This is a genomic window from Flavobacterium tagetis, from assembly GCF_016735615.1.
Classification (GTDB): domain Bacteria; phylum Bacteroidota; class Bacteroidia; order Flavobacteriales; family Flavobacteriaceae; genus Flavobacterium; species Flavobacterium tagetis.
In genome coordinates this window covers 1592465-1618951 of the sequence record NZ_JAERSF010000001.1, presented here as the reverse complement: position 1 = coordinate 1618951, position 26487 = coordinate 1592465, and the positions used below count along the sequence as shown (strand labels likewise).

At 33.3% G+C, this 26487-nt stretch carries 23 protein-coding genes; 15 read left to right on the top strand and 8 right to left on the bottom strand.

Going from position 1 to position 26487, the window contains the following annotated elements; translation table 11 throughout:
* Nucleotides 1–2 precede the first annotated feature (2 nt).
* Both JI750_RS07030 and JI750_RS07025 read left to right on the top strand, forming a co-directional pair.
* Nucleotides 3–752 (top strand): uroporphyrinogen-III synthase, encoded by a 750-nt coding sequence (locus tag JI750_RS07030; RefSeq protein WP_110347507.1) that lies wholly within the window; start codon nucleotides 3–5, stop codon nucleotides 750–752.
* 246 nt (nucleotides 753–998) lie between these two features.
* Nucleotides 999–1469: an Lrp/AsnC family transcriptional regulator gene (locus tag JI750_RS07025; protein WP_111365821.1), complete on the top strand. Its 471-nt coding sequence runs from the start codon at nucleotides 999–1001 to the stop codon at nucleotides 1467–1469.
* Between the two features lie 138 nt (nucleotides 1470–1607).
* Here the strand turns inward: JI750_RS07025 and JI750_RS07020 are convergent, their stop codons facing one another.
* The 3 genes from JI750_RS07020 to JI750_RS07010 all read right to left on the bottom strand — a co-directional run bounded on the left by JI750_RS07020 (nucleotide 1608) and on the right by JI750_RS07010 (nucleotide 5028).
* Nucleotides 1608–2294, bottom strand: a complete 687-nt coding sequence (locus JI750_RS07020; RefSeq protein ID WP_095928287.1) for a zinc metallopeptidase — start codon at nucleotides 2292–2294, stop codon at nucleotides 1608–1610.
* 102 nt (nucleotides 2295–2396) lie between these two features.
* Nucleotides 2397–3026 carry a response regulator gene (locus JI750_RS07015; RefSeq protein ID WP_236672984.1) on the bottom strand — a complete coding sequence of 210 codons (630 nt, stop codon included), beginning with the start codon at nucleotides 3024–3026 and terminating at the stop codon, nucleotides 2397–2399.
* On the bottom strand, nucleotides 3016–5028 hold the full coding sequence (locus tag JI750_RS07010; protein ID WP_201999592.1) for a tetratricopeptide repeat-containing sensor histidine kinase: 2013 nt from the start codon (nucleotides 5026–5028) through the stop codon (nucleotides 3016–3018). The genes JI750_RS07015 and JI750_RS07010 overlap by 11 nt, the downstream gene beginning before the upstream one ends.
* 168 nt (nucleotides 5029–5196) lie before the next feature.
* On the opposite strand from JI750_RS07010, the gene JI750_RS07005 reads away from it, so the two are divergent.
* Nucleotides 5197–5592: an MmpS family transport accessory protein gene (locus JI750_RS07005; protein ID WP_111425114.1), complete on the top strand. Its 396-nt coding sequence runs from the start codon at nucleotides 5197–5199 to the stop codon at nucleotides 5590–5592.
* Between the two features lie 73 nt (nucleotides 5593–5665).
* Here the strand turns inward: JI750_RS07005 and JI750_RS07000 are convergent, their stop codons facing one another.
* The 4 genes from JI750_RS07000 to leuS all read right to left on the bottom strand — a co-directional run bounded on the left by JI750_RS07000 (nucleotide 5666) and on the right by leuS (nucleotide 10948).
* Nucleotides 5666–6262 carry a hypothetical protein gene (locus JI750_RS07000; RefSeq protein WP_201999590.1) on the bottom strand — a complete coding sequence of 199 codons (597 nt, stop codon included), beginning with the start codon at nucleotides 6260–6262 and terminating at the stop codon, nucleotides 5666–5668.
* Nucleotides 6249–6722, bottom strand: a complete 474-nt coding sequence (locus tag JI750_RS06995; protein WP_201999588.1) for an RNA polymerase sigma factor — start codon at nucleotides 6720–6722, stop codon at nucleotides 6249–6251. Before JI750_RS06995 ends, JI750_RS07000 begins: the two co-directional genes overlap by 14 nt.
* 1 nt (nucleotide 6723) lies before the next feature.
* Entirely contained in the window at nucleotides 6724–7572 is an 849-nt protein-coding gene (locus tag JI750_RS06990) for an alpha/beta fold hydrolase (protein WP_201999586.1), read from the bottom strand.
* 511 nt (nucleotides 7573–8083) lie between these two features.
* Nucleotides 8084–10948 (bottom strand): leucine--tRNA ligase, encoded by a 2865-nt coding sequence (gene leuS / locus JI750_RS06985; RefSeq protein ID WP_201999585.1) that lies wholly within the window; start codon nucleotides 10946–10948, stop codon nucleotides 8084–8086.
* A gap of 276 nt (nucleotides 10949–11224) precedes the next feature.
* Here leuS and JI750_RS06980 point away from each other — a divergent pair, with 276 nt between their 5' ends.
* From JI750_RS06980 to JI750_RS06940, 9 genes are all read left to right on the top strand, one after another.
* Complete coding sequence (locus tag JI750_RS06980; RefSeq protein WP_201999583.1) at nucleotides 11225–11572, top strand: winged helix-turn-helix domain-containing protein; 348 nt, start codon at nucleotides 11225–11227, stop codon at nucleotides 11570–11572.
* 244 nt (nucleotides 11573–11816) lie between these two features.
* The gene (locus JI750_RS06975; RefSeq protein WP_201999581.1) at nucleotides 11817–14372 is read left to right on the top strand and encodes a TonB-dependent receptor; all 2556 of its coding nucleotides are present in this window, start codon (nucleotides 11817–11819) and stop codon (nucleotides 14370–14372) included.
* A gap of 73 nt (nucleotides 14373–14445) precedes the next feature.
* Nucleotides 14446–16449: a TonB-dependent receptor plug domain-containing protein gene (locus tag JI750_RS06970; RefSeq protein WP_201999579.1), complete on the top strand. Its 2004-nt coding sequence runs from the start codon at nucleotides 14446–14448 to the stop codon at nucleotides 16447–16449.
* Nucleotides 16450–16468: 19 nt separating this feature from the next.
* Complete coding sequence (locus tag JI750_RS06965) at nucleotides 16469–17065, top strand: molybdopterin-dependent oxidoreductase (RefSeq protein WP_201999577.1); 597 nt, start codon at nucleotides 16469–16471, stop codon at nucleotides 17063–17065.
* 577 nt (nucleotides 17066–17642) lie between these two features.
* The gene (locus tag JI750_RS06960) at nucleotides 17643–18518 is read left to right on the top strand and encodes a cell division protein FtsX (protein WP_201999575.1); all 876 of its coding nucleotides are present in this window, start codon (nucleotides 17643–17645) and stop codon (nucleotides 18516–18518) included.
* A gap of 107 nt (nucleotides 18519–18625) precedes the next feature.
* Nucleotides 18626–18883: a DUF3098 domain-containing protein gene (locus tag JI750_RS06955; protein ID WP_095928298.1), complete on the top strand. Its 258-nt coding sequence runs from the start codon at nucleotides 18626–18628 to the stop codon at nucleotides 18881–18883.
* Nucleotides 18884–18986: 103 nt separating this feature from the next.
* Nucleotides 18987–19784: an undecaprenyl-diphosphate phosphatase gene (locus JI750_RS06950; protein WP_201999573.1), complete on the top strand. Its 798-nt coding sequence runs from the start codon at nucleotides 18987–18989 to the stop codon at nucleotides 19782–19784.
* Nucleotides 19784–20479 carry a tRNA pseudouridine(55) synthase TruB gene (truB, locus tag JI750_RS06945; protein ID WP_201999571.1) on the top strand — a complete coding sequence of 232 codons (696 nt, stop codon included), beginning with the start codon at nucleotides 19784–19786 and terminating at the stop codon, nucleotides 20477–20479. Before JI750_RS06950 ends, truB begins: the two co-directional genes overlap by 1 nt.
* 8 nt (nucleotides 20480–20487) lie before the next feature.
* The gene (locus JI750_RS06940) at nucleotides 20488–21054 is read left to right on the top strand and encodes a hypothetical protein (protein ID WP_201999569.1); all 567 of its coding nucleotides are present in this window, start codon (nucleotides 20488–20490) and stop codon (nucleotides 21052–21054) included.
* A 340-nt stretch (nucleotides 21055–21394) separates the two neighbouring features.
* Here the strand turns inward: JI750_RS06940 and JI750_RS06935 are convergent, their stop codons facing one another.
* Complete coding sequence (locus JI750_RS06935; protein WP_201999566.1) at nucleotides 21395–22012, bottom strand: thioredoxin family protein; 618 nt, start codon at nucleotides 22010–22012, stop codon at nucleotides 21395–21397.
* Nucleotides 22013–22204: 192 nt separating this feature from the next.
* Here JI750_RS06935 and pyrH point away from each other — a divergent pair, with 192 nt between their 5' ends.
* The 3 genes from pyrH (at nucleotide 22205) to JI750_RS06920 (ending at nucleotide 26251) form a co-directional block, all read left to right on the top strand.
* Nucleotides 22205–22912, top strand: a complete 708-nt coding sequence (gene pyrH, locus JI750_RS06930) for a UMP kinase (RefSeq protein WP_111425130.1) — start codon at nucleotides 22205–22207, stop codon at nucleotides 22910–22912.
* 160 nt (nucleotides 22913–23072) lie between these two features.
* Entirely contained in the window at nucleotides 23073–23636 is a 564-nt protein-coding gene (frr, locus tag JI750_RS06925) for a ribosome recycling factor (RefSeq protein WP_111425131.1), read from the top strand.
* A gap of 119 nt (nucleotides 23637–23755) precedes the next feature.
* Nucleotides 23756–26251 carry a DUF5686 family protein gene (locus tag JI750_RS06920; protein WP_201999564.1) on the top strand — a complete coding sequence of 832 codons (2496 nt, stop codon included), beginning with the start codon at nucleotides 23756–23758 and terminating at the stop codon, nucleotides 26249–26251.
* Nucleotides 26252–26487: the final 236 nt, after the last annotated feature.

The window sequence follows — 26487 nt, the reverse complement described above, 5'->3', positions numbered from 1 at the left end:
ATATGAAAGTGAAAACAATTTTGGTGTCACAGCCTGAACCTAAAGTGGAGAATTCTCCTTACTTTGAGCTCCAACAAAAACACAAAATAAAAATTGATTTCAGACCATTTATTCATGTAGAAGGGGTTAGCGCAAAAGAGATTCGATTACAAAAAATCGATCTTAATCATTACACTGCGATCATTTTAACAAGTAGAAATGCTGTAGATCATTTTTTTAGAGTGGCTGATGAAATGCGTTACAAAGTTCCTGAAGGGTTGAAGTATTTTTGTCAATCTGAGGCTGTTGCGTTTTACCTTCAAAAGTATGTTGTGTACAGAAAACGTAAGATTTACGTTGGAGCAAAAGATTTTGCAGATTTATCTCCGTTAATTAAGAAGTACAAAGACGAGAAGTTTTTACTTCCTGCATCTGACCAATTAAATGCAGATGCTCCTGTTACATTAAACGGTCTAAAAGTAGATTGGGCACAAGCAATTTTCTACAGAACTGTAATGAGTGATTTATCTGATTTAGCAGATGTTTATTATGACGTTTTAGCTTTTTTCAGTCCGACAGGAATTAAATCATTGTTTAAGAATTTCCCAGATTTTAAACAAAACAACACCAGAATCGCAGTATTCGGAAGCACAACGCAAAAAGAGGCTTTAGATCATGGTTTAAGAATTGATATTCTTGCTCCAACTCCAGAAACGCCTTCTATGACAATGGCTTTAGAAAAATACGTAGCAGAAGCAAACAAAGGAAAATAACCTTTTAAAATATAGAATTTTTAAAATTCCAAATTCCAAACTAATCACTTGGAGTTTGGAATTTTTCTTTTTACAATAATCTCAGTTTTTCAAAATTAAAGTTTGGAATTTGGGATTTTAATATTGGAGTGTCATTTTTTTGGAATTTGGAATTTCAATATTGGAATTTTCTTTTGTTGAGCATTTTAACTACATTTGATTTCTATTGATAACCCAAATCTCAAAAATAGTTTCAAATTATAAGTTATGAAAATCAACTCCCTTTTAATTGAAATTGACGGAATCGACAAAGAAATTCTTCGTTATCTAATGGATGACGCTCGAAAACCAATCTTACAAATCGCTAATAAAATAGGAATTTCTGGAGCTGCAATTCACCAAAGATTAAAAAAACTAGAGCAATCTGGAGTTATTTCCGGATCTAAATTTACTGTAAACCCAAAAGTTTTGGGATATAATACAATGGCATTTGTTGGAGTTTATCTGGATAAAGCTTCAAGAAACTCTGAAGCCGTAAAAGAACTTAGAAAAATCCCAGAAGTTTTAGAATGCCATTATACTACAGGAAATTGGTCGGTTTTGATTAAAATTATCTGTCGTGATAACGAACATTTAATGCAGCTTTTAAACAACAAAATCCAAGCAATTGAAGGGGTTTCAAGAACTGAAACTTTTATTTCTCTTGATCAACAGATTGATAGGCAGATACAGCTTTAAAAAAGATAAATTCCAAATTTTAAAAATTCCAAATTCCAAATCTGTCGGGTTTAATTTCGCATTAGAAATGCATAAAAAAAATTCCAAACCCAACAGATTTGGAATTTGGAATTTTTAGATATTGAAAATTTAAACTATTTAGTTCCTTCTGCTTCCAGAATAAATCGATATATAGTACAGCAACGTTGCAATCGAACCAATTGCTGCTACTACATAAGTTCTTGCTGCCCATTTTAAAGCATCTTTTGCTCCTGCTTGTTCTTCTTGCGTTAGCATGTGTTTGTTTTCTAGCCAAGCCAAAGCACGATTACTAGCATCATACTCTACCGGAAGTGTAATTACAGAGAACAAAGTTGTTGCCGCGAAAATGATAATTCCGATTAATAATAATCCAGGAAAAACTTTAATCATCAGAATTCCTGCAATTAAAATCCATTGAACATAATTTGACGCAACACTCACGATTGGCACTAGCTTAGAACGCATTGTTAACCATTCGTAACCAATTGCATGTTGAACGGCGTGACCGCATTCGTGCGCTGCAACAGCCGCCGCAGCCGCATTACGATGGTTATAAACTGCTTCGCTTAAATTTACTGTTTTATCTGATGGATTATAATGATCTGTTAACTGGCCTGGCGTTGAGATAACACGAACATCTGTGATTCCGTTATCTGCAAGCATTTTTTCAGCTATTTCTCGTCCGCTCATTCCGTTTCTTAGTTGCAATTTCGAATATAATTCAAATTTACTCTTCAGCTGCGAACTTACTAGCCAGCTGAACAACATTATAGCTCCAGCAATAATTAAATATCCTGATCCCATTTTTTTCTGTTTTTAGATTGATTTTTAAATTTACAAAACAAACTGCAAAATGCGAACCATTTTAACAAAATGCCATTTTGACATTTTTTTACCACTTTTGACTTAATTCAGCATATTGTTTTTGAGCAGGAAAGCAATCAATTCTGCCACATTTTTCATTTTATATTTCTGAAGAATATTGCGTCGATGCGTTTGAACAGTTAAAAAACTCAAAAACAAATCGTCGGCAATTTCCTGAGTAGATTTTCCTTGCGAAAGCAATAATGCAATATCACGTTCTCTTCGACTCAATCCTGGAATTCTTTCTAAATCTTCAGACAAGGGCTGACTAATTATAGTCTTCACTTCTTCGCTAAAAACAATTTCCCCATCAATAGCTTTGTAAATGCATTCTTTAAACTCATCAAAAGAAGCATTTTTAAGAATATATCCGTTTCCTCCGTTCTGGATAAACTGCATCACCAAACTTCTTTCAGACTGGCTGCTCATGCCTATAATTACAATTCTAGGATGCTTCTGTTTGATTGTTTTGCACAAATCAACGCCATTTATCACAGGCAGAAAAATATCCATCAAAATCAAATCGACTTTATTGTCTTCTATATAATCTAAAAGTGCAATTCCTGATTCGAATTTTTCTACAATTTCTATATTATCTAAATCCGACAGCAAACCTGAAATTCCAGAAATCACAATCGGATGATCATCTACTATTACTGTTTTATACTTCATAATCATGATTTGGGTTATATTTTAATTCAATATAAGTCGACGTTCCTTTATCAAGAACCGAGTCAATTTCTATTTTTCCATTCAAAAAAGCCACACGGTTTTTAATATTACGCAAGCCCATTCCGTCTCTTTTTTCTGCATATTCCACATTAAAGCCAATTCCGTTATCTTCTACAGTAATAAAAAACACATCTTTATTTTGCGAGCAGGAGACCAAAATCTTCGATGCTTTGGCATATTTTAAAGAATTATTTAAAAGTTCCTGAATAATTCTGAAAATCATGATTTTAAAATGCTGTGGCAAAGTTGTCTTTTTAATCAAATACTGAAATTCGATTGTCGTTTCTGCAGTAGAATGCGAAGCACATAAATCTCTCAGTGCATGCTCGAGTCCAAGTTTCATTAAACTTTCTGGCATTAAATTCTGAGAAATATTTCGAAGTTCCTTAATCGAATCATTTAATAAACCATTAATGTTGGGCGCATTTTCTTTATTCTCGCGATCAGCAAGATTCAAATGCATTTTAAGACCAGAAAGCATACTTCCAAGCCCGTCGTGAAGATCTCTGGCAATTCTTTTACGTTCAATTTCTTCCCCTTCAATCAAAGCATTTGAAACAGATAATTTCTGCTGATTCTCTAATGCTTCAAGTTCTTGTTTATGATTGACTTCTTTTTGAAAACTGATCTTTTTCTGATAATTATTCCAACTCCACAAAAACAAAACAGTCAAAAACAATACAAACGAAAGCACTGCAAAAAGCATCATATTCAAGCGATTATTATTAACCTGCAAAACTGCTTTTTCATTTTCAGATTGCAACAAACCAATTTTCTTTTCACTTTCTGCTTTTTTGTATTTTGCTTCAAGCTCAACAATTTCACTTTTCAGTTTAGCATCATTAAGACTATCGTTTATTACATTGTATTTATTCGAATAATAATATGCTTTCGGATACTCTTTTGTCGCATTATAAACTTTAGACAGTTCTTTATAATAATTCTTTTTATCTACAATAAAAGGCGTTTTTGCGATTAGAAATTCTAAATTGCTTTTGGCTTTATCGTAATTTTTCAATTTAAAAAGCACTTCATATTCTGCAAATTTTAATCGGTTTACTGCAATGGCATTTTGATGGCTTTCTGCCGATTTAATTCCTTTTTCAAAACTTACTAATGCATCATTGTGTTTATTCTGTTTAGAATAATAAAGCCCTTCCGAATAAAAATAAGAATCATTTAAATTTGATTCTGGATATTTTTCTAAAGTCGCGTAAGCTTTGTCTAGAATTTCTTTAGCATCATAAAAATGTTTAAGCTCAACTAAATTTTCTGCGTTTATAATATACGTTTCCATCTTAGACTCTGCTAAAGTCGCAGATTTTTTGGTGGCACTTTCTATATATTTCTGCGCTTGATCTAGATATTCCGCCGCTTTTTCACGTTCATCATTATTCATAAAAATAATGGCAACTGCTTTATTTAATGCACTAATTAATTCATAATCGCCACTTCTTTTAGCAATAGGAATTGCTTCATTTACCAGCAATTTCATATAAGCGTTTTCATTATTCTTGCGCTGCTGCATAATGCCATAATTCTGAAGTATGACAGCACGAAGTTTATAAGCTTCTTTATTTCGGTATTTTTTAAGTTTGGAATTTGCATCTAATAAAGCTTTTTCAAAACCTTCCAAATCGCCCTTTTCTATAAAACTATAGGCATTATAAAAAATCGAAGCATCTTTTAGAAAAGGAAATTTGACTTTAAGCTTATTCGCCTGTTCAAGATATTCTTTGGATTTTTTTGCATCCTGCGCCATCAAAAACAGTTTTGACAATCTAAAACTGTTCAAACTTTTGACACTATCTGATTTTGTGTTTTTTGTGATTTTAACAATACTGTCAATGTAAACAGTATCATCATCTAACGAAAGAATTACTTGTGAATGGGAAATTGCAGCAAAAAATACAAAAAATAAAAAGGCGTAGAGTTTCTTCATAAATGTGGCATTTACTCAAAGTTATTAAAGCTTAATGACTTTCAAAAAGAAATTAAGCGCTTTTACCTGATATCAGGTAATAAAAAATACATTTTATCAGGTATTGCCGCCCCGTAAGTAAGGGTCTAATTTTGTTATGAATCAGATTATTAATTAAAAGAATATATTATGAAATCAATTTTGAAAACCTTAGCAATTGTAATGACTCTTGCTTTTACAGCAGTTTCTTGCAGCAGCGATGATGATAAGGGCGGAAACAACTCAAGAGACGTTAAATACGAAATAACTGGAAATTATACTGGAACTCTTTCTACTACTTATTTTGAAAAAGGAGGAAATGCTCTAAACGAAGATATCACTAAACTTCCTTGGACTAAAGAATTTACCGCCGATGCAAAATCTATCGGTGCATCATTAAGCGCTAGCGGATATGGCGGAACTCCAGGTCAAACATTGACTGGAAAAATTTATGTTGGAGGAAAATTACAAAATGAATTAACTGCAACAGCTACAAATGATGGTATAATTGTATTGCCACTTACACCATACGTTTTCGGACAATAGTTTATAGAAATTTAAAATTTTAGATTTTTGTTTTTGGTAAAAGAAAGCTTCGCAATTGCGAAGCTTTCTTTTTTTATAACTCTAATTGATGATTAACTTCTTCAAATTTTTCAATAAGACCATTTATTTTATCTTGCTGCTTTTTAATTTGTTTTGGACGAATGTAAAACCAATTGAACAACATCCAAAGCAATGTAATTCCGTACGTTAAACTTACTCCTAAAACACTCATTCTGCTTGCGTATTCGTACATATACAAACAAATCCCTAGTGTCAGCCCTATAAAGTAAAAATTCATCATTTTGGTCTGCAGAAACTGTTGTTTCTTTTTTATCGAAATCAGTTTCTGCAAATATTCCTGATTGGTTTGTGTAGAATCGATGCTTTTATAATCGTTCGATAATTTATTGTATACAAATACATAAACCATCATAGCAAGAATAGTAAGCAATATTCCGATTTTAGTTGAAATAAACTGTGGCTGATAGTATATCCAGATAAAAATTATAAAAGCACTCGTTGCCAAAAGCATAATATTGGTCATCCACAAACTGCGTAAAGCCGCTTTTTTGAATTTACCAACTCTTGCCAGCAAATCGGTCATATCTGGCTGACTTACGGATTGCTTTTTCCATAAATCTTTAAAATCTATATTATTATCGTTGTCCATTTTCTTTAAATTTTTGAGTCAGTTTTTCTTTAATTCTGTGAATTTTCACTCTAACATTGGCTTCAGAAAGTCCGACGATTTTAGCAATTTCATTTTGTTTGATATCCTCTAACTCTAACGAAATAATAATACGATCGGTTTCTGGAAGCTCAGCAATACATTTATACAAGAATTGAATCTGAGGTTCTAATGATGTTTGTTTTTCTTCTGAAAGATGAACAGGAAGTTCAGATTTCGGGAAACGCTTTTGTTTTTCTATCTGCCTAAGACAATTATTGGAAGCAATTCTGAAAATCCACGTTCCAATAGAAGATTCATTTCTAAAGGTTTCCAATTTCTGCCAGACAATTATAAAAGTTTCCTGAGTCAAATCCTGAGCGGCATCATAATCGTTTACAAAACCCATACAAAGCCTGAAAATTCTGTCCCAATAAGTTTTATATATCTGTTCGAATTCCATTTTAAGATTTTAAAAAATTATTCAATTGTGCCAAATACCAATCTTTGTCATCGTACATAATAAAATGAAGACCTTTATTAGCATATTTAAAATCGGCTGTTTTCAAATTTTTATATTGTTCGTCGATTGCAGGTTTTAAATTTATAAAATAAGATTCTAATAAAACTAAAGACGGACATTTTATCTGTGAGATTTTCGCTCTTAAATCTGTATTATAAAAATCACAATACATTTGCCCAAAAGTGTTTCGGTCTGACTTTACGCTCCAGCTCACGACCGTTTCCAATTTAGATTGATCTTGCAAAAGCCTCGGCATCATTTGTTTCTGCATATCGTAGAATTGAGTTTCGTTCATTCCCGTCATTTGCTTTATAGTTGCCGAACAGTCATTATTTTCTTTTGATTTAAAAGAAGGATCACTTAAAGCGGCCAGACAAGGAAGTGCATCCACAACCACAATTTTCCCAATCAATTCTGGATAATCTGCCGCAATGGCAAGTGCCAATCCTCCGCCCATACTGTGGCCAATTACAATTGGTTTTTCGATTTTATTGTCTTTGATATAAGCTGCAATTTCATTTTTCCAATTTTCAAATGAAGGATTTGGTTGTGGTTTTACTCCTGCAAAACCTGACATGGTAAGCGTGTAGCAAGTGAAGTCTTTTTCGAATGTCGCTTTTGTTTCATTCCAAACTTCTCCAGAAGAAGCAAATCCTGGAATGAAGATTATAGATTGTTTTCCTTTTCCTGTTTTAATTACTTCGAAAGGATATTGTTTTGTTTGTGCAAAAACATTTAGACATAATGCTGAGAATAAGAATGCGATAATTAAGATGATATACTTTTTCATTTTTAATAGTTTTAAGTTGTTAAAATTCTAATAGCAATAAATTGTTAATTAAATCGGATCCATGCTTTTGATACGGCAACTATTAAAATGTTACAAAAGTTTTTAAATTTTTAATGAAAAAATTACAAATTCCAATGCTGGTGCGGGTTTATAACGCAAAGTACGCGGAGATTTTTCGCAAAGTTTGGAAGTTTTTTTCTTGCGATTCCGATAATTATCGGGAAAGTGCGCAAAGTTTTTTTCGCAATCTTGTCATCCTTAGGAACTCTACGCATTGTCAGTCTGAGCGAAGTCGAAGACCTCCCAAGAAGCTCCGCAATCAAAATCGCCAATCTTTGTAGAGTTACTTACGAAGATTTCTCCTTCGTCGAAATGACAAACTATGCGTATTTGGGGTGAAATTCGTGGAAATTCGTGCAATTCGTGGCGAAAAAAATAAGCATAAAAAAAATTCCAAACCCCAATCGTAAAATTGGAATTTGGAATTTTAAATATTGAAATTTTAAAATAATTAACCGACTAGGTTAATGATTTTTCCAGGAACAATAATCACTTTATTTGGCGTTCTTCCGTCTAAGTGTTTTTGAGTTCTTTCGTCTTTCATTACGATTTCTTCGATTTGTTCTTTGGTTAAATCCAAAGGCAATTCGATTGTGAAACGCATTTTTCCGTTGAAAGAAACTGGATATTCTTTATTGGTTTCAATTAAATGTTTCTCATCAAAAATCGGGAAAGCAACTTCAGAAATCGAAGTTGTATGCCCTAACTGCGACCATAATTCTTCTGCGATATGCGGTGCATAAGGAGAAACTAAAATAGCCAATGGCTCTAAAATTGCTCTTGAATGGCAGTTTTGAGAAGACAATTCGTTTACACAAATCATAAACTGAGAAACCGAAGTGTTGAAAGAGAAATTCTCGATATCTTCTGCTACTTTTTTGATGGTTTTATGCAATGATTTTAAGTTGTCTTTTGTTGGTTCGTCGTTGTTTACGATTAAACCATTATCATCAAAATACAATCTCCATAATTTTTTCAAGAAACCAAATACACCAGAAATTCCAGCAGTATTCCACGGTTTTGCCTGTTCTAATGGACCTAAGAACATTTCATATAAACGTAATGTATCAGCACCATATTCTGCACAAATATCATCTGGCGTTACCACATTGTAATATGATTTAGACATTTTTTCGACTTCACGACCAACAATATATTTTCCGTTTTCATCAAAAATAAATTCTGCTGTATTGAAATCTTCTCTCCAAGCTTTGAACTTTTCGATATTTAATTCATCTGAAGAATTAACGAAATGAACATCAACACGAATTGGCTGTACATTTTGACCATCAATTTTATTTTTAGAAACAAAAGTATTCGTTCCTTCCAATCTGTAAACATAAGCCGTCGTTCCCAAAATCATTCCCTGATTAATCAGTTTTTTGAATGGTTCTTCAGTCGGAGCAAAACCTTTATCTTTTAAGAATTTGTTCCAGAAACGAGAATACAATAAGTGACCTGTTGCGTGTTCACTTCCGCCAATATATAAATCCACATTTTCCCAGTAAGCTAATGCTTCTTTGCTTGCAAATTCATTTTCATTGTGTGCATCCATATAACGCATCCAATACCATGAACTTCCTGCCCAACCTGGCATAGTGTTTAATTCTAAAGGAAAAATTGAAACATTATCAACTAAATCAGTTGCAACAACTTTATTTTGTTTTGTATCCCAAGCCCAAACTGCTGCGTTTCCTAATGGCGGCAAACCGTCTTCAGTTGGTAAATATTTCTCTACTTCAGGCAAAATAATTGGCAAATGCTGCGTCTCAATCATTTTAGGCAATCCATTCACATAATAAACTGGGAATGGCTCACCCCAATAACGCTGACGAGAGAAAACAGCATCACGCAAACGGTAATTTGTTTTTCCTTTTCCTTGACCGATTTCTTCTAATTTCTCGATTGCTTTTTTAGTTCCTTCTTTATAATTTAATCCGTTTAAGAAATCAGAATTTGCGATTTCAACGTTATCTTTTGATCCGTAAGCTGCTTCAGAAATATCAACATTAGCGAAAATATTTTTGATTTCCTGCATACCGTTTTGATCTTTAAAGAAATTAGCAAAAGCGTAATCTCTTTCGTCTCCGCAAGGAACCGCCATTACAGCACCTGTTCCGTAACCAGCCAAAACATAATCACCAATCCAAACCGGAATTGGTTCTTTTGTAAAAGGATGTTCTGCATAAGCTCCTGTAAATGCACCAGAAATAGTTTTTACATCGGCCATACGCTCGCGCTCTGAACGTTTTGCTGTTTTTTCGATATATGCTTCAACTTCTGCTTTTTGTTCTGGAGTTGTAATTTTAGCAACCAAATCATGCTCTGGCGCCAAAGTCATAAAAGTAACTCCAAAAATAGTATCAGGACGAGTAGTGAAAACCTCGATTACTTCATCGTGATTTTTCACATTAAAGGTTACCAAAGCCCCAACCGATTTCCCGATCCAGTTTCTTTGAGATTCTTTAATTGACTCACTCCAATCAATATCATTTAAACCTTCGAGCAAGCGTTCAGCATAAGCAGAAATTCGCATACTCCATTGTGTCATTTTTTTTCTTATAACAGGAAAGCCTCCACGCTCCGAAACTCCGTTTACAATTTCGTCATTTGCTAAAACAGTTCCTAAGCCTGGACACCAGTTTACCTCTGTTTCTGCCAAATACGTCATTCTGTATTGCAACAAGATTTTCTCTTTTTGATTTTCAGAATAAGAATTCCATTCGTCAGCAGTAAAAATTGCTACATTGTCATCGCAGACTGCTTCAACCAATGCATTTCCGCTTTCTTCAAAAACAGTTACAAGCTCTGAAATATCAAATGCTTTTCCTTGTTTTCTGCAATACCAAGAATTGAACAATTGAATAAAAATCCATTGTGTGTGTTTGTAATAATCTGGATTTGATGTACGCACTTCACGCGCCCAATCAAATGAAAATCCGATTTTATCTAATTGTTTTCTGTAACCTGCAATTTGTTTTCCTTCCTTGTCTACTCCACCGTCAATGTTTACACGTGTAGTATCTTCCGGACGCTGTCCTGTCTGAATCGCATATTGTTCTGCAGGCAATCCGAAACTATCGTAACCCATTGGATGCAAAACATTGAAACCTTGATGTCTTTTGAAACGAGAATACACATCTGAAGCTATATAACCCAGCGGATGTCCTACGTGTAATCCTGCTCCAGACGGATAAGGAAACATGTCGAGAACATAATGTTTCGGTTTTTCGGAGTTATTTTTTGCTGCAAAAGTTTGATTTTCTGCCCAATATTTTTGCCATTTGGCTTCAATTTCGTTTGGATTGTACTTCATTTCTAAGCGACTAAGATTCTAAGTTACTAAGGTTCTAAGCTTTTCACTAAATTAATTTAGCCGCAAATTTACATTTATTGTGCATTGTTACAAAGCTATTTCATTGACAAACAAATAAAATAACAAATTACTTATTTTTAATTAAGTAAAAATACTTATGTTTGCGTCATGAATACGTAGAATATAATATTCTTCATAAATCAATTTCTAAAACAAAGAGAAAGAATATTTTTACTAATTAATCATTATTTTTACAAAAGTCAAAAAGGAACAAAAATGAGTAAGGACAAAAAATATTCAGTAGAAGTTCGTGTGTGGATCGAAGAGGCTGCTGGACCTTTTTTAGGAATTGGTAAAATCTGGCTTTTAGAAAATATCAAGAAAACGGGATCAATTACCAACGCTGCAAAAGAAATGAAAATGGCGTATCGTCAGGCTTGGCAATTAGTTGAAGAAATGAATCAGCGAGCTGAATCTCCTTTGGTTGAAAAATTATTAGGAGGAAAAGGCGGCGGCGGCGCAAAACTGACTGAAGCAGGTGAAAAAGCCATAACTGTTTTTTATGAAGTAGAAAAACGCATTAAAGATTTTGCCCAAAAAGAAATGCAAAACCTAAAATTCTAATCTCTATCTCATTTAAATCCTAAAAGTATGATTCAAGTCACATTTTAGGTTAAAAAATATAGTTTTTTTTGTCAAAGCGAAAAATCGCAACAATTAATACTTGTTGATCAAGAATATTAAGAGCACATATCAGTATTTATTTTAAAACATACTGACGTTTCAGCATCAAAACGAATTAAGCATAATCATTTTTTAAACCTTCAGTATTCATTTTAAAACATACTGAATTTAACAGCCAAAAACCATGAACCAAAAACTATATTTATTCTTTGTTTTTATAAGCCTGAAAACTTTTTCTCAAGTCCAAAATTCGAAAACACAAGACAGCATTAAAAAAGAAGAACTGAATGAGATTGTGATAACAGCTTCGCGACGTTCCGAAAAATTAATGCATTCGCCAATAAGCATAGAACAGTTAAAATCGGCGGAAGCCAAAATAATGGGATCGCCAAGTATTTATGAAGCGCTTGAAAATGTAAAAGGCGTTCAGATTATTACGCCTAGTTTAGGCTTTAAAGTTATAAATACGAGAGGTTTTGCCAATTCTACCAATGTAAGATTTGCTCAATTGGTGGATGGAATCGATAATCAGGCACCACATTTGGGTGCGCCAATTGCAAACGCTTTAGGCGCAAATGATTTGGATATTGATAAAATAGAAATTATTCCTGGAACAGCCGCCGCTTTGTACGGAATGAACGCTATTAATGGTTTGGCAAATATTCAGACCAAAAATCCTTTCGAATATCAGGGTATCGCCATTCAACAATTAACCGGAGTAAATCATATTGGCAATGTTGATCGATTTTCACCGAAAGTGTATTCGCAGTTTAATTTAAGAATTGCAAAAGCTTTCAATGAAAAATTGGCGCTTAAAATAAATGCTTCAACTACAGGCGGGACAGACTGGGTTGCCGATGACAGAACCGATTTGGCTCCAAATGCCAATGCTTCTACAGGTTTGTTTGGCGCAGATAATCCAGCTTATGACGAAGTAAACGGTTACGGAAATGAATCGGCAAACCGAAAAACTCTAAACTTAAATGGCAAAAATTATGTTGTGGCCAGAACGGGTTATCGCGAAACGGATATTTCTGATTATGAAATCAAAAATTACAAAGCTGATTTCGGATTGTATTTTCGACCAAAAAAAGATCATGAGCTTTCTGTGACTTACAAAACAGCTTTAATCAATACGATTTATCAGCGTTCAAATAGATTTCGATTAGACAATTATACTTTAAATCAATTTTCTGCTGATTATCATACTCCTATTTTTCAGGTAAAAGCATACGCTACTACCGAAAATACTGGCGATTCGTACAATATGCGTTCGTTGGCAGAAAATATGGATCGCGCTTATAAATCGGATGATAAATGGTTTGCCGATTATAGCACTGCTTATAAAAATGCTGTTGCTGGCGGAGCAAGCGTTGCCGATGCGCACAGAATTGCCAGAACACAATCTGATGCCGGAAGATTTTTACCCGGAACCGAAGCTTACGAAGAGAAGAAAAAGGAATTGATCGATATTAATAATTGGGATATTGGAGCGGCTTTGATGGTAAAATCGACTTTGGTTCATGGCGAGGGATTGATTAATTGGGATAAAGCTTTTGTTTCTTTTTTCGAAAAAATTGATGCAAAACTTTTGAGCGGTGTCGATTATAGAAATTACATTATTGTTCCCGACGGAAATTATTTCATCAATCCTGTTCATGCTGATGAAAATCTGACGTATCAAAAAACTGGTGCTTTCACACAAGTGACAAAAGATTTTTTTTCAGACAAATTACGTTTGGGCGCAACTATTAGAATGGATAAAGCCGATTATTTTGATGCGAAATTTACACCTCAATTTACAGCTGTTTATTCACCAAAACAAAGTTTAAACTTTAGAGCATCTTACCAAAACGGTTATCGTTTTCCGAGTATTTTTGAAGGATTTTCGAATGTAAATTCAGGTGGTGTAAAACGTGTTGGCGGATTGCGAATTATGTCTGATGGAATTTTCGAAAACTCTTATACCAAAGCTTCAATTGATAAATTTCAAGCGCAGGTAAATACCGATGTGAACACAAATGGTTTGACTCAAGCGCAGGCAATCGAAAAAAATAAAAATACGATTCAGAAAAATCCGTACACGTATTTAGAACCTGAATTTGTAAAATCGTTTGAAGTTGGTTTTAGAGGAATTACTTTAAACAGAAATCTTTTTATTGATGTCGATTACTATTATAACTCTTATAAAAATTTCATCGCACAAGTCGAAGCCAGCATTCCGAATACTGCAGATCCAAACTTGATTCCGACTGCTTTATATTCTAAAAACACTCAAAATCGCTACAGACTTTGGACGAATTCTAAAAGTAAAATTTACAATTATGGCGGAAGTTTAGGTTTGAAATATCGTTTTGACAACACGTTTAGCGCACTTACCAATTTAACTTATACCAAACTCGACAGAACAGATGATAAAGATGGTTTAGAAGATGGTTTCAACACGCCAGAATTTAATGTGAACGGAACTCTAATCGTTCAAAATATCTGGAAAAGTCTCGGCGCAAGTGTTACAGCACGCTATCAAAACAATTTTGATTATGTTTCATTCTTAGTTAGCGGAACCGTTCCTGCATATTGGTCAATGGATGCTCAGTTAAATTATGCTTTCAAAAAAGGAATTTCGGCAAAATTGGGAGGAACAAATATCCTTAACAAACCCTACACTTCAATTCTCGGCGGACCATCAATTGGCGGATTATATTATTTGTCGCTCGTTTGGGAAAGCAGCAAAATTTAAAAAGAAAATTAACCAAAAAAACTATTTTTAATCAGCAGTATTCATTTTAAAACATACTGAAAAAACTATTTTTATGAAACCAAAATTATTAATCTTTCTGCTATTTCCGCTTATCGGATTTGCACAGCAAAACAATCCGAAAACCCCAGATTCACTCAAAATTTCAAACGTCTTTAATCTTGGAGAAGTCGTTATTACCAATCATCAAAACAAAGACACTTTAAATAGAATAACTTCGAAAGCAATGGAATCTCAAAATAAAATGGAGGTTTCAAAAGCTTTAAATATGCTGCCTGGAGTCAGCTTATCCGCTTCTGGACCAAGAAACGAATCTATGGTTTCTGTTCGAGGTTTCGATTTAAGACAAGTTCCTGTTTACATGGACGGAATTCCAGTTTATGTTCCATATGACGGTTATGTCGATTTGGCTAGATTTACCACTTTTGATTTGGCTGCGGTCGATGTTTCAAAAGGATTTTCATCTGTTCTTTATGGACCAAACTCGCTTGGAGGCGCAATCAATCTGGTTTCTAGAAAACCTTCTAAAAAGTTGGAATATGATGGCTCTTTAGGAATGATTAACGAGAACGGATACAGAGGAAATGTAAATATTGGCTCGAATTTAGGAAAATTCTATTTTCAAGGAGGTTTCTCTTATTTGGACAGGAACTCCTATAGAATGTCTTCTAATTTTATTCCGACAGCAAATGAAAATGGCGGACAACGAGACAATTCATATCGAACAGATCAAAAAATTAGTTTTAAAGTCGGGTGGACTCCAACTGAAAAAAACGAATACGCCATTGGATACATCAATCAGCAAGGTGAAAAAGGAAATCCTGTTTATACGGGTTACGACACACAAAATTCGCTTTTGCTAAAACCTCGTTATTGGCAATGGCCCAACTGGGATAAAGAAAGTTTTTATTTTATTTCGAATTCTGCTTTTGATGATAAAAATAGTTTCAAAACCAGATTATATTTTGATCGATTTAAGAATACTCTCGATAGTTACGACGATGCTACTTATTCGACACAAACAAAACCTTATGCTTTTGAAAGTATTTACAACGATTATACCTTCGGAGGAAACTTAGAATATAACACCAAAATAATTCCGAAAAATGATTTAAAAATTGCTTTTCATTTTAAAGAAGACGTTCACCGTGAGAACAATCTGGGCGAACCCGTTCGTCATTTTATAGACAATACGGTTTTAATTGGAATTGAAGATGTTTATAAAGTCAGTTCAAAGTTTACCGTAATTCCGGGTATTAGTTATAACATTCGAAAAAACAATGAAGCCGAAGATTATAATAGCACTACAAAAGTAATTTCAGATTATCCAGATGCAGGAGCAAGTGATGCTTTTAATGCGCAAGTTGGATTTTTCTATCAATTAAATAATCAGCAAAAACTAGGCGCGACCGTTTCTCAAAAAACCAGATTTGCAACTATTAAGGACCGATATTCGTATAGAATGGGAACTGCGATTCCGAATCCAGATTTAAAACCTGAAAAAGCAATCAATTACGAATTGAATTATACGGCCAATCTTTTCGAGAAAATCACTTTCCAAACAGCACTTTTCTATAGTTCGCTTTCAGATGCGATATTGAGTGTAAGTAATGTTGAACCAGGAAAATCGCAAATGCAGAATTTTGGCGAAGCCGATTATAAAGGGATTGAAGCGCAATTAAATTATGCTATTTTAGAAAACTGGTCTCTAAATTTGAATTATACGTATATCGAAAGAAAAAACATAACCAACCCAAATATTCATTTTACAGATGTTCCGAACACGAAAGTAATGGGAACTTTAGAATATAGCCCAATTAAAATTCTTCGATTAATTGCCAATGCCGAATTCAATTCGCCTCGTTTCAGTACAAGTTATGGTGCGCGAGTTCCAGATTATACGATTTTAAATTTATATGGCTCCACAAAAATCTCTAAAAATTTCAGTTTAGATGCCGGAGTTAACAACATATTCGATAAAAATTACAGTCTTGTAGAAGGCTATCCAGAAGAAGGACGCAATTTTTTTGTAACCCTTCGTTTTTTCAATTTCAACTAATTCAAAAATTATATTTATTATGAAAACACAAAATTATATTCTCGTTTTACTGATTGCATTTTCATGCGCCATGTGCAATTCTTCTAAGAAAGACAGAGAAGAAACTGTTACTACAGAAAAAATCGCAAAAACAGACAATGACAAACATCCTGTTTTAACTCCCGAAGACAGTTTAAAAATGGTAAATCATTCTATAGAAGTAAAAGGTGATGTCGAGTTTCCTTTAAACTTAACGGTTGATTCTTTAAAAAAGATGAAAGTTGTTACGCTTGATGATTTTAAAGTAGTCTGTCAAAGCGGTGAAGTAAAAAAAGACAATAAAATATGCAAAGGTGTTCTTTTGAAAGATATTTTAGAAAAAGCCAAAATCAAACAAAACGGGCATAAAGACAGAAACTTCTATATTGTTGCAAGAGCTTCAGATGATTATAAAGCTACTTTTTCATGGGCAGAACTTTTCAATAATCCAACAGGAGAAAATGCCTATATCCTTTTTGAAGAAAATGGAAAACCGGTTAAAAATGGCGAGATGATCGCGATTTGCAAAAACGATATTAAAACTGGACCGCGTCATGTTTATTGGCTAAAAAGCATTGAAGTTTATAAGGTTAAATAAAGATTCTAAGGTTCTGAGATACTAAGTTGCTAAGTTTTTGTTCAACCAATTTTAAAACTTTCAAGTTAGTTTTATCTTCTTGTCAAACATAGCCCGTGGTTTCAACCACGGGAAACGTATTTGCATATTCTGCGTGCTATGGTTGTGTACCCGTGGTTGAAACCACGGGCTATATTTAAAATACAATACATACTCTAAGCTTTATTTTTTGCCACAGATTAAAGGATTTACACAGATTTTAAAAAATCATTTTAATCTTTTTAATCTGTGGCTATACTTTATACTTTGCGAACCTTGCGAAAGGTTTTGCGTTTTTCTGCCACAGATTAAAGGGTTTACACAGATTTAAAAAATCATTTTAATCCTTTTAATCTGTGGCTATACTTTTTACTTTGCGACTCTGCTACTTTGCGAGATTAAATAAGCTTTGTTTAGAAACTTTACATAAAACCTTGCACACTTTGGGATTAAATAAACTTTTATTCGAGATTTAAATCGTACTTTTAAGTATAAAAGTTTGTTATTAACTTTAAATAAAGAAATTCTTTATTATTTTTACCACATAATTTAAGTATCTATGAGTTCTAACTTTGATAAATTTCAAAAGCGCAGGTTAATTTCCTCTTATTTTTCGGTAGTATTAAGTGTATTCTTGGTTTTATTCCTTTTGGGAGTACTGGGATTATTCATCATTAATTCTAAACAATTGGCTGACGATTTTAAAGAAAAAATCGCCATGACAGTTTTCTTCAAAAATGAAGCGAATGATAGTATTATCAAAGCATTTAATACAGAACTTAAAAGAGCTCCTTTTGCAAGATCTTTTGTTTATGTAACCAAAGAAAAAGCTGCAAAAGACCACACTGACATCATCGGAGAAGACTTTTTAACCTTTTTAGGAGAAAATCCGTTATTGAATTCATACGATATTCACTTAAAAGCAGATTACGTAGAAAGAGACAGCATCGTTAAAATTGAAAGTAACTTTCGTAAAAACACGATGATTTCTGATATTGTTTATGACAAACAATTGGTAAATCTTGTAAATGATAACATTAGAAAAGTAAGTATGTGGATTTTGATTATCAGCGGTTTCTTGACTGTAATTGCTGTCTTATTAATCAACAGTTCGCTACGTTTATCGATACATTCAAATCGTTTTATTATCAAAACCATGCAGATGGTTGGAGCTACAAAAGCATTTATCCGTAAACCATTTGTAATGCGAAGCGTAAAACTTGGAATGCTTGGTGCAGGTTTAGCTATTATTGCTTTAATCGCACTTTTACTATATGTAGACACTAATTTTCCTGGTTTAGGAATTCTTGAAGACAAAGCTTTGACTGGTTTAGTTTTAGTTGCCGTTTTCGGATTAGGAGTTCTAATTACTTGGGTAAGTACGCATTTTGCAACGCAACGTTTCTTGAATTTAAGAACTGACGATCTTTACTAATATAAGATTCAGTCTCAGTTTTAACCTCTCAGTAACAAATGCCTTCGACTCCGCTCAGGCTAACAAATAAACAACCTTAGCTTTGCTGAGTTTAACAAAAGATAAAAATGAAAAACAACAATAATAAAGAAGAACAACAAGTTCAAAAACAGGAATTCCTTTTTGACAGCATCAATTATAAAATTTTATTGATTGGTATCGCTGTAATTGCATTAGGATTTATTTTAATGTCTGGTGGAGGAAGCAAAGATCCAAATGTTTTTAATGAAGACATTTTCAACTTTAGACGTATTCGTTTAGCGCCAACAACTGTTTTAATCGGTTTTGGAATCACGATTTATTCTATATTCAAAAAATCTAAATAGACTTTTTTAGACAGTTTAGACTTCTTAGATCTTTAGATTATTAAATTAATCTTTTTAAATCTAAGGAGTCTGAAAAGTCTAAAAATCTAATAATCTAAATTAAATGAATACATTACAAGCTATTGTTCTTGCCATTATTGAAGGAATTACAGAGTTTTTGCCTGTTTCTTCTACAGGACACATGATTATTGCTTCTTCTTTTTTCGGAATCGCTCATGACGATTTCACTAAACTTTTTACTATTGTAATTCAGCTTGGCGCGATACTTTCAGTTGTTATTTTATACTTCAAACGTTTCTTTCAAACTTTTGATTTTTACTTTAAACTTCTTGTTGCTTTTATTCCTGCAGCTGTTTTAGGATTATTATTAAGTGATTTTATCGATGGCTTATTAGAAAATCCCGTTACAGTTGCCATTTCCCTTTTAATTGGAGGTATTATTCTATTAAAAGTAGACGAATGGTTCAACAAACCAAACGATCCAGAAGTTTCTGCTGAAATTACTTATGCCAAAGCTTTCAAGATTGGCTTATTCCAGTGTCTTGCCATGATTCCTGGAGTTTCTCGAAGCGGTGCAAGTATCGTTGGAGGTATGGCGCAAAAATTGACTAGAACTTCTGCTGCAGAATTTTCATTTTTTTTAGCTGTTCCAACTATGTTAGGAGCAACTGCAAAAAAATGCTATGATTATTACAAAGCAGGTTTTGAATTGTCTCACGATCAAGTAAACATGTTGGTTATTGGTAATATTGTCGCTTTTGCTGTCGCATTGTTAGCTATTAAAACTTTCATCGGATTTTTGACTAAAAACGGATTCAAAGTTTTTGGTTATTACCGAATCATTGCCGGAATCATTTTGTTATTGATTCACTTTTTCATTCATCCGCTTACCATTATATAATGACACCTGAAGAATATTTAGAAGGACAAGTTTTATTGATTGACAAACCTTTAAAATGGAGTTCATTTCAAGCTGTCAATAAATTAAAATACCTTTTAATTAATAAAGTTGGACTTCCAAAAAAGTTCAAAATTGGCCATGCAGGAACTTTAGATCCTTTGGCAACTGGACTTTTATTAATCTGCACAGGAAAATTCACTAAAAGAATCGCTGAACTTCAAGGTCAGGCAAAAGAATATACGGGCACATTTTATATTGGAGCTACTACTCCATCTTATGATCTAGAAACAGAAATCGATCAAACTTTTCCAACAGATCATATTGATGAAACTTTAATTCATGAAACGGTAAAACAGTTCTTAGGAGAAATTGACCAAAAACCGCCTATCTTTTCTGCCATTAAAAAAGACGGAGTTCGTTTGTACGAGCATGCGCGTGCTGGAGAATCTATCGAAATTGAAAGCAGAAAAACTACTATTCACGAATTTGAAATTACTAGAATTGCATTGCCAGAAGTAGATTTTAGAGTAGTTTGTTCCAAAGGAACTTACATTCGTTCTCTTGCTTACGATTTTGGAAAAGCCATGAATTCTGGTTCGCATTTAACTGTTTTACGCCGAACAAAAATTGGCGATTACGATGTAAAAAATGCAATCGATATTACTTTATTTGAAGAAGAACTCCTGAAAAAATAAAACCGTATATGAAGAGAATTTTACTGACTATCGCATTTATTACCTTTTTTAATTCATTTATACATAGTCAGGCAACTAAATTCACATACGCACAATTTGACTTTGCTGTTTCTATAACAGGAAACCCAAATAACACAGACGATTCATATTACGGTACAGGATCAATATCCACAAATGCTTTTCTTGTCCCAAATGGTTTAGGTTCAAAAATTGGGTACGGAGTTCACTATAAAAAATGGCTCACATTAGGTCTTCACAGTGGTATTGACTATAAATGGGATGATAAACTTGTAGCTGTTCCAGTATTTTTAAATCTTGGTATAAATCCAAAAGTAGGACCAGAAACACGAATTATGCTACAGGCTGGTTACGGAAAAGGTTTCGCCATAGGACGAGGCGATTTGAATGGAGAATACAAAAAATTAAAACTCGGAATTGGCTCAGACGATTTTATAATTTTTGCAGAAATCTGTGATTATGATTTTCCACTTCACAATCAAAAAAGCGTTGGCAGCATTTCTTTCGGAATAACTCTTCAGGATTTCTTTTATTACTCATCATCAGAAACAAACTAAATATTTTGGTGTGAAAAAAAAGCACATTACATATTTGAAAGTAATGTGCCAAGCTCCTAAAACAAGTAATGTTGTTCCATACTCATCTCAAATTAATAGTGAGGCACATTCTTTCCTCCAAATAAAAATGTAGAAAAGAAATCATAAAATCTTTCGAATAACTTTTTCATAATAGTGTACTTTTTAATTATTATTAAATAAACACCAATAAAAAGAGTAAATCTGAAAGCTATAATAGATGTGGGTTTACTTTTACTAAGTTACGAAAATCTATTGAAGTCAAAAAGACTTTAAGATAATTTTATTAACAAATAATCTGTTTATCAACACATTAATCCGATTAAAGGCGATTATATTTAATATTTTCCATAATCTCTACCAGTTCTTCCTGAACCGAAATTCCTTTATCTGCCAGATACCATAACTGTAAATCGGTTTTTATTTTTTCGTCAATCGCGCCAACTTCTCTTTTATGTTTTTCCATTAATTCGGTCGCTCCTTTTGGTCTTGGTCCCCAATCGGCACGAACTATTCCTGCTTCTTTACAAATCACGATTACTTTTGGAATTGCCCTTCCTCCATTTGTTAAATAATGGCTCATCAAATCATCATTCTCATCACGAAATGCAATTCTCAAATCGATTTTTTTATGAGAAGCCAAAGCCATTTTATTTAAAATCGGAAGTATTTGAGCAGCATCTCCGCACCAACCTTCAGAAAGCACCAACCAGATATAATGATTATCCAAGTTTTGAAGTTTTTCTGCGATAGAATCTGAAATGGTTATCGTTTTTTCCAGCCTGTTCATTCTGGCTTCATTCAGTTTAGAATAATTGGTAAGACTTTCAGATTGTTCGTTTCCCGTTGATTTTCCTTCGGTTAATAAATCTGTTACTATTTTTCTGTATTCAGCATAAGAATGACTATTGAATAATGCTTTGGCTACGATGCTTTTCATATTTGTTTCATTTTAGGATACAATAAAAATACAAAATTTAGGAAGACGGAGAAAATGACATTTGTCACATTTAAATTAAATAAGTGCAAAGCCGTTTTAAATCTAAAATTGCAACAGGAATTAATTTTTTGCAAACATTATTTTTAAAAATCAGAATATGTCTATATTTGCACAAATTAACGCAACACACACATGAAATATAAAAGAATTCTTCTTAAACTTAGCGGCGAAGCCCTAATGGGTGATTTACAATACGGTATTGACCCGAAAAGATTAGGCGAATATGCAGATGAAATCAAGCAGATTCACGACAAAGGAGTAGAAATTGCTATTGTTATTGGAGGAGGAAATATTTTTAGAGGCGTTGCCGGAGCAAGCTCAGGAATGGACAGAGTGCAAGGAGATTATATGGGAATGCTTGCAACTGTAATAAACGGAATGGCTTTGCAAGGCGCTCTTGAAGATAAAGGAATGAAAACTCGTCTGCAAACTGCTTTGAAAATGGAATCTATTGCAGAACCATATATCAAAAGAAGAGCTGACCGCCACCTTGAAAAAGGCAGAATTGTAATTTTTGGTGCAGGAACTGGAAATCCATATTTTACAACTGATACTGCTGCAGTTTTAAGAGGTATCGAAATCAATGCTGATGTAATTTTAAAAGGAACTCGTGTTGATGGTGTTTACGATTCTGATCCAGAAAAAAATGCTTCTGCAGTAAAATTTGATTTCATCTCGTTTGATGATGTTCTTAAAAAAGGATTAAATGTAATGGACACTACTGCATTTACATTAAGCCAGGAAAACAAATTGCCAATCGTTGTTTTTGATATGAATAAAATCGGAAACCTTTTGAAAATCTGCGAAGGCGAAAACATCGGAACTGTAGTAAATATCTAGACTGCTTAGATTGTTAGAATTTTAGAATTTCTAAATTCGTGACAACCAATAGCAATCAAAAAACAAATAATATTAGTTAGTAATTTAGAAGATACAATTTTAGAGTCTGAGAATATAATCTTCTATCCCGATAGCTATCGGGACTAAAAATCTAAACAAAATGACTGAAGAAATAGACTTTATTTTAGAAAGTACTGAAGAATCAATGAATGGTACTATTGCACACTTAGAGAAAGAATTTCTTAATATTCGTGCAGGGAAAGCTTCTCCAGCTATGCTTGGAGGTGTTTTTGTAGATTATTACGGATCTGCAACACCGCTTTCTCAAGTATCTAAAATTAGTGTTCCAGATGCTAGAACAATTACATTACAGCCTTTTGAAAAAAATATGCTACAAGCAATTGAAAAAGCAATCTTAATCGCTAACATTGGTTTCAACCCAATGAATAATGGAGATATGGTAATCATTAGCGTACCGCCATTAACTGAAGAGCGTCGTCGTGATTTGGCTAAACAAGCAAAATCTGAAGCTGAAGATGCTAAAATTGGTATTCGTAACTCTCGTAAAGATGCTAATACTGACATCAAAAAATTAGAAAAAGAAGGAACTTCTGAAGATATCTGTAAGTCTGCAGAAGAAGAGGTTCAAAACTTAACAAATGCTTACATTAAAAAAATTGATGAGTTATTGGCTGCAAAAGAAGCTGAAATCATGAAAGTATAAGTAAGATTTGATTATAAAATAAAAATCCGTCTGGTTTATTGTACCAGACGGATTTTTTTATTGCTATTTTTGCATACGAAAATTAATTTCTTTTCGTTTTTGAAACTATATCATTCTGTATGAAGCTATTTTGTTTTTTGACTTTGTTTTTCACGCTTACTCTTCAAGCGCAAATTCAAATAAACGGAATCGTAACTGATTCAAATAACAAACCTCTTCCGTTTGCCACCATTACCACCTCAGAAAACAATAACACAATTACAGATGTTGATGGAAAATTTATTTTTAAAATTAGTAATTCCGCTACATCGCTTACAGTTTCATACATAGGTTTCAAAACCAAAACTATTGCCTTAATTAACAGCAAAACATTTTATTCGGTAGCGCTTTTGCAGCAGACAGATGATTTAAAAGAAGTTGTTGTTTCTAATGAAAATCCTGCATTAACCATAATTAAAAAAGTTATTGCCAATAAATCGGAAAACGATCCGCAAAAGAAACTTAATAATTTTGAATACAAAACCTACAACAAACTTATTGTAACCGCCAACCCCGATTCGATAGATGGACGAATTGATACTTCAGCAGCGTATAAGGATTTAAATAAAAAAATCATTAACATCGATTCTTCCGATTATAAGTTTAAAGAGATTGTAAGCAAACAACATTTGTTTCAAACAGAGAAAGTTTCTCAATATCAGTTCGGAAATAGCAAATTAAAAGAAACTGTTTTAGGAACAAAAATCGCTGGTTTTAAACAGCCTATTTATGAAGTTCTGGCTTTCAATCTTCAATCTATTTCGATTTATGATTCTAATTATGAATTATTTGAAACCAAATATGAAAATCCGATTTCGAAAAATGCTCCTTCAAGCTATAATTACAAATTATTAGATACGGTAAGCGTTCGAGGTCGTGATACTTATATGATTTATTTTAAAAATAAGTCACACCGAAAAACATCTGGTCTAGAAGGTGTTTTATACATAGATAAAGAAAATTACGCTGTCGCGAAAGCGGTAATGCGAATAAAAGGTGTTTTAGACATCAGCGGAATTCATGAATTCGAATATATTCCAAAAGAGAAAATCTGGTTTCAGAGCAATACCACTTTTAAAATTGTAAAAGGAAAAAATGACGACGATATTAGAATTTTAGGAGGTACAATTCAATTTGACGGAGATGTTGAAGATAATTTTGAAACACGAAAAAAGGTAGCTTCAGACTTCACTTATCTCCTTTCAGAAAGTAACAGTTTCGATATTCGCGTCAACACCGAAACTCCTATAAAAAATCCTTCTCTTTATATCGAAATTAAAGACGATGCAGCCAAGAAACCAGAAAGTTTCTGGGAAGCTTACCGCAAAGAAAATCTTGACTTAAAAAGTCAAAAAACATATTTATTGCTCGATAGTCTTTCTGTTAGAAATAGAATTGAAAAACGTCTAGGAATTGGCCGAAAAATCATCAATGGCTTCTACCCTATTGGCCCAATCGATTTGGATTTAAAAAAAATCATCAGCTACAACAATTATGAAGGTTTTCGTCTTGGTGTAGGTGGTATTACAAATGACCGTTTGTCTAAATATTTCCGCGTTGAAGGCTATGGCGCTTATGGAACAAAAGATGGTGTTTTTAAATACAGCATTGGAGGAGGCGTTTTATTAGACAAACATACTAATACATGGTTTAACGGTTATTATACCGATGACGTACGAGAAATTGCAAGTACTGTTTTTAGCGTTGACAAACGCGTTTTTAAAATTTACGATCCACGACCAATTAACATTAGCACTTTTTATGAATACATAGGATGGCGCGCCAATGTTCAAACCAAATTTATTCCAAAAACTGAAGCTGTTTTAGAACTTTCAAGAAATTACATCGAACCGAAATTTGATTATCTTTTTAATTTGAACGGAAAATTGTATTCTAATTATATTATGACCACAGCAATGCTTTCTATTGTTTGGGCGCCATTCAGTAATTATATGCAGACTCCGACCGGAAGAAATGAAAGCGATAAAAGATTTCCGCGATTTACTTTTCAGTATACACAATCTCTGCCAGATGTGTTTGAAAATGATTTTACTTTTAGCAAAATAGATTTTAAAGCTGAATACGAAAAACAATACTTAAACCGTCAGAAAACAAGTTTGCTTTTACAAGGAGGTCTAGCAATGGGAGACGTTCCTATTACACATTTATACAACACAGCTCCTAACAACTTAACAAAGGAAACGGTTATTCAGCGTATTACTTTTGCAGGGAGAAATTCTTTTGAAACGATGTTTTTTAACGAATTTTTCTCGAGTCAATATCTGATGTTTCAAATTAAACATGGCTTCGACCGAATTAGAATAATGAAGAAAGTTCGTCCATCATTGGTTTTAGTTACAAGAATGGCTTGGGGAAGCATGGAAAATCCAGAACAGCACGTTGGTCCAGCTTACAAAACGTTGGATAAAGGTTATTTTGAATCGGGATTAGAATTGAACAGAATTTTTAAAGGTTTTGGTTTAGGCGGATTCTACAGATATGGACCAAATCAGTTATTAAGATTTGAAGATAATATCGCGGTTAAGATTTCGTATGTTCTTGATCTTGGGCTTTAATTTTTAAATTCATTTTTTCGCCACGAATTCACAAATTTATGTACTTAAACTTTGCGAAAATTTCACCGATGAATTTCACGAATTTCCGCTAATAATAAGCGCAAATTCGTGAAATTCATCGACAAGTATTACGTAAAGAAGTTCATTAAAATTCGTGAATTCGTGGCTAAAAAAAATCCCAAACCCCAATAAGTAAAATTGGAATTTGGGATTTAAAATTTTGGCGTTTCAAAAAC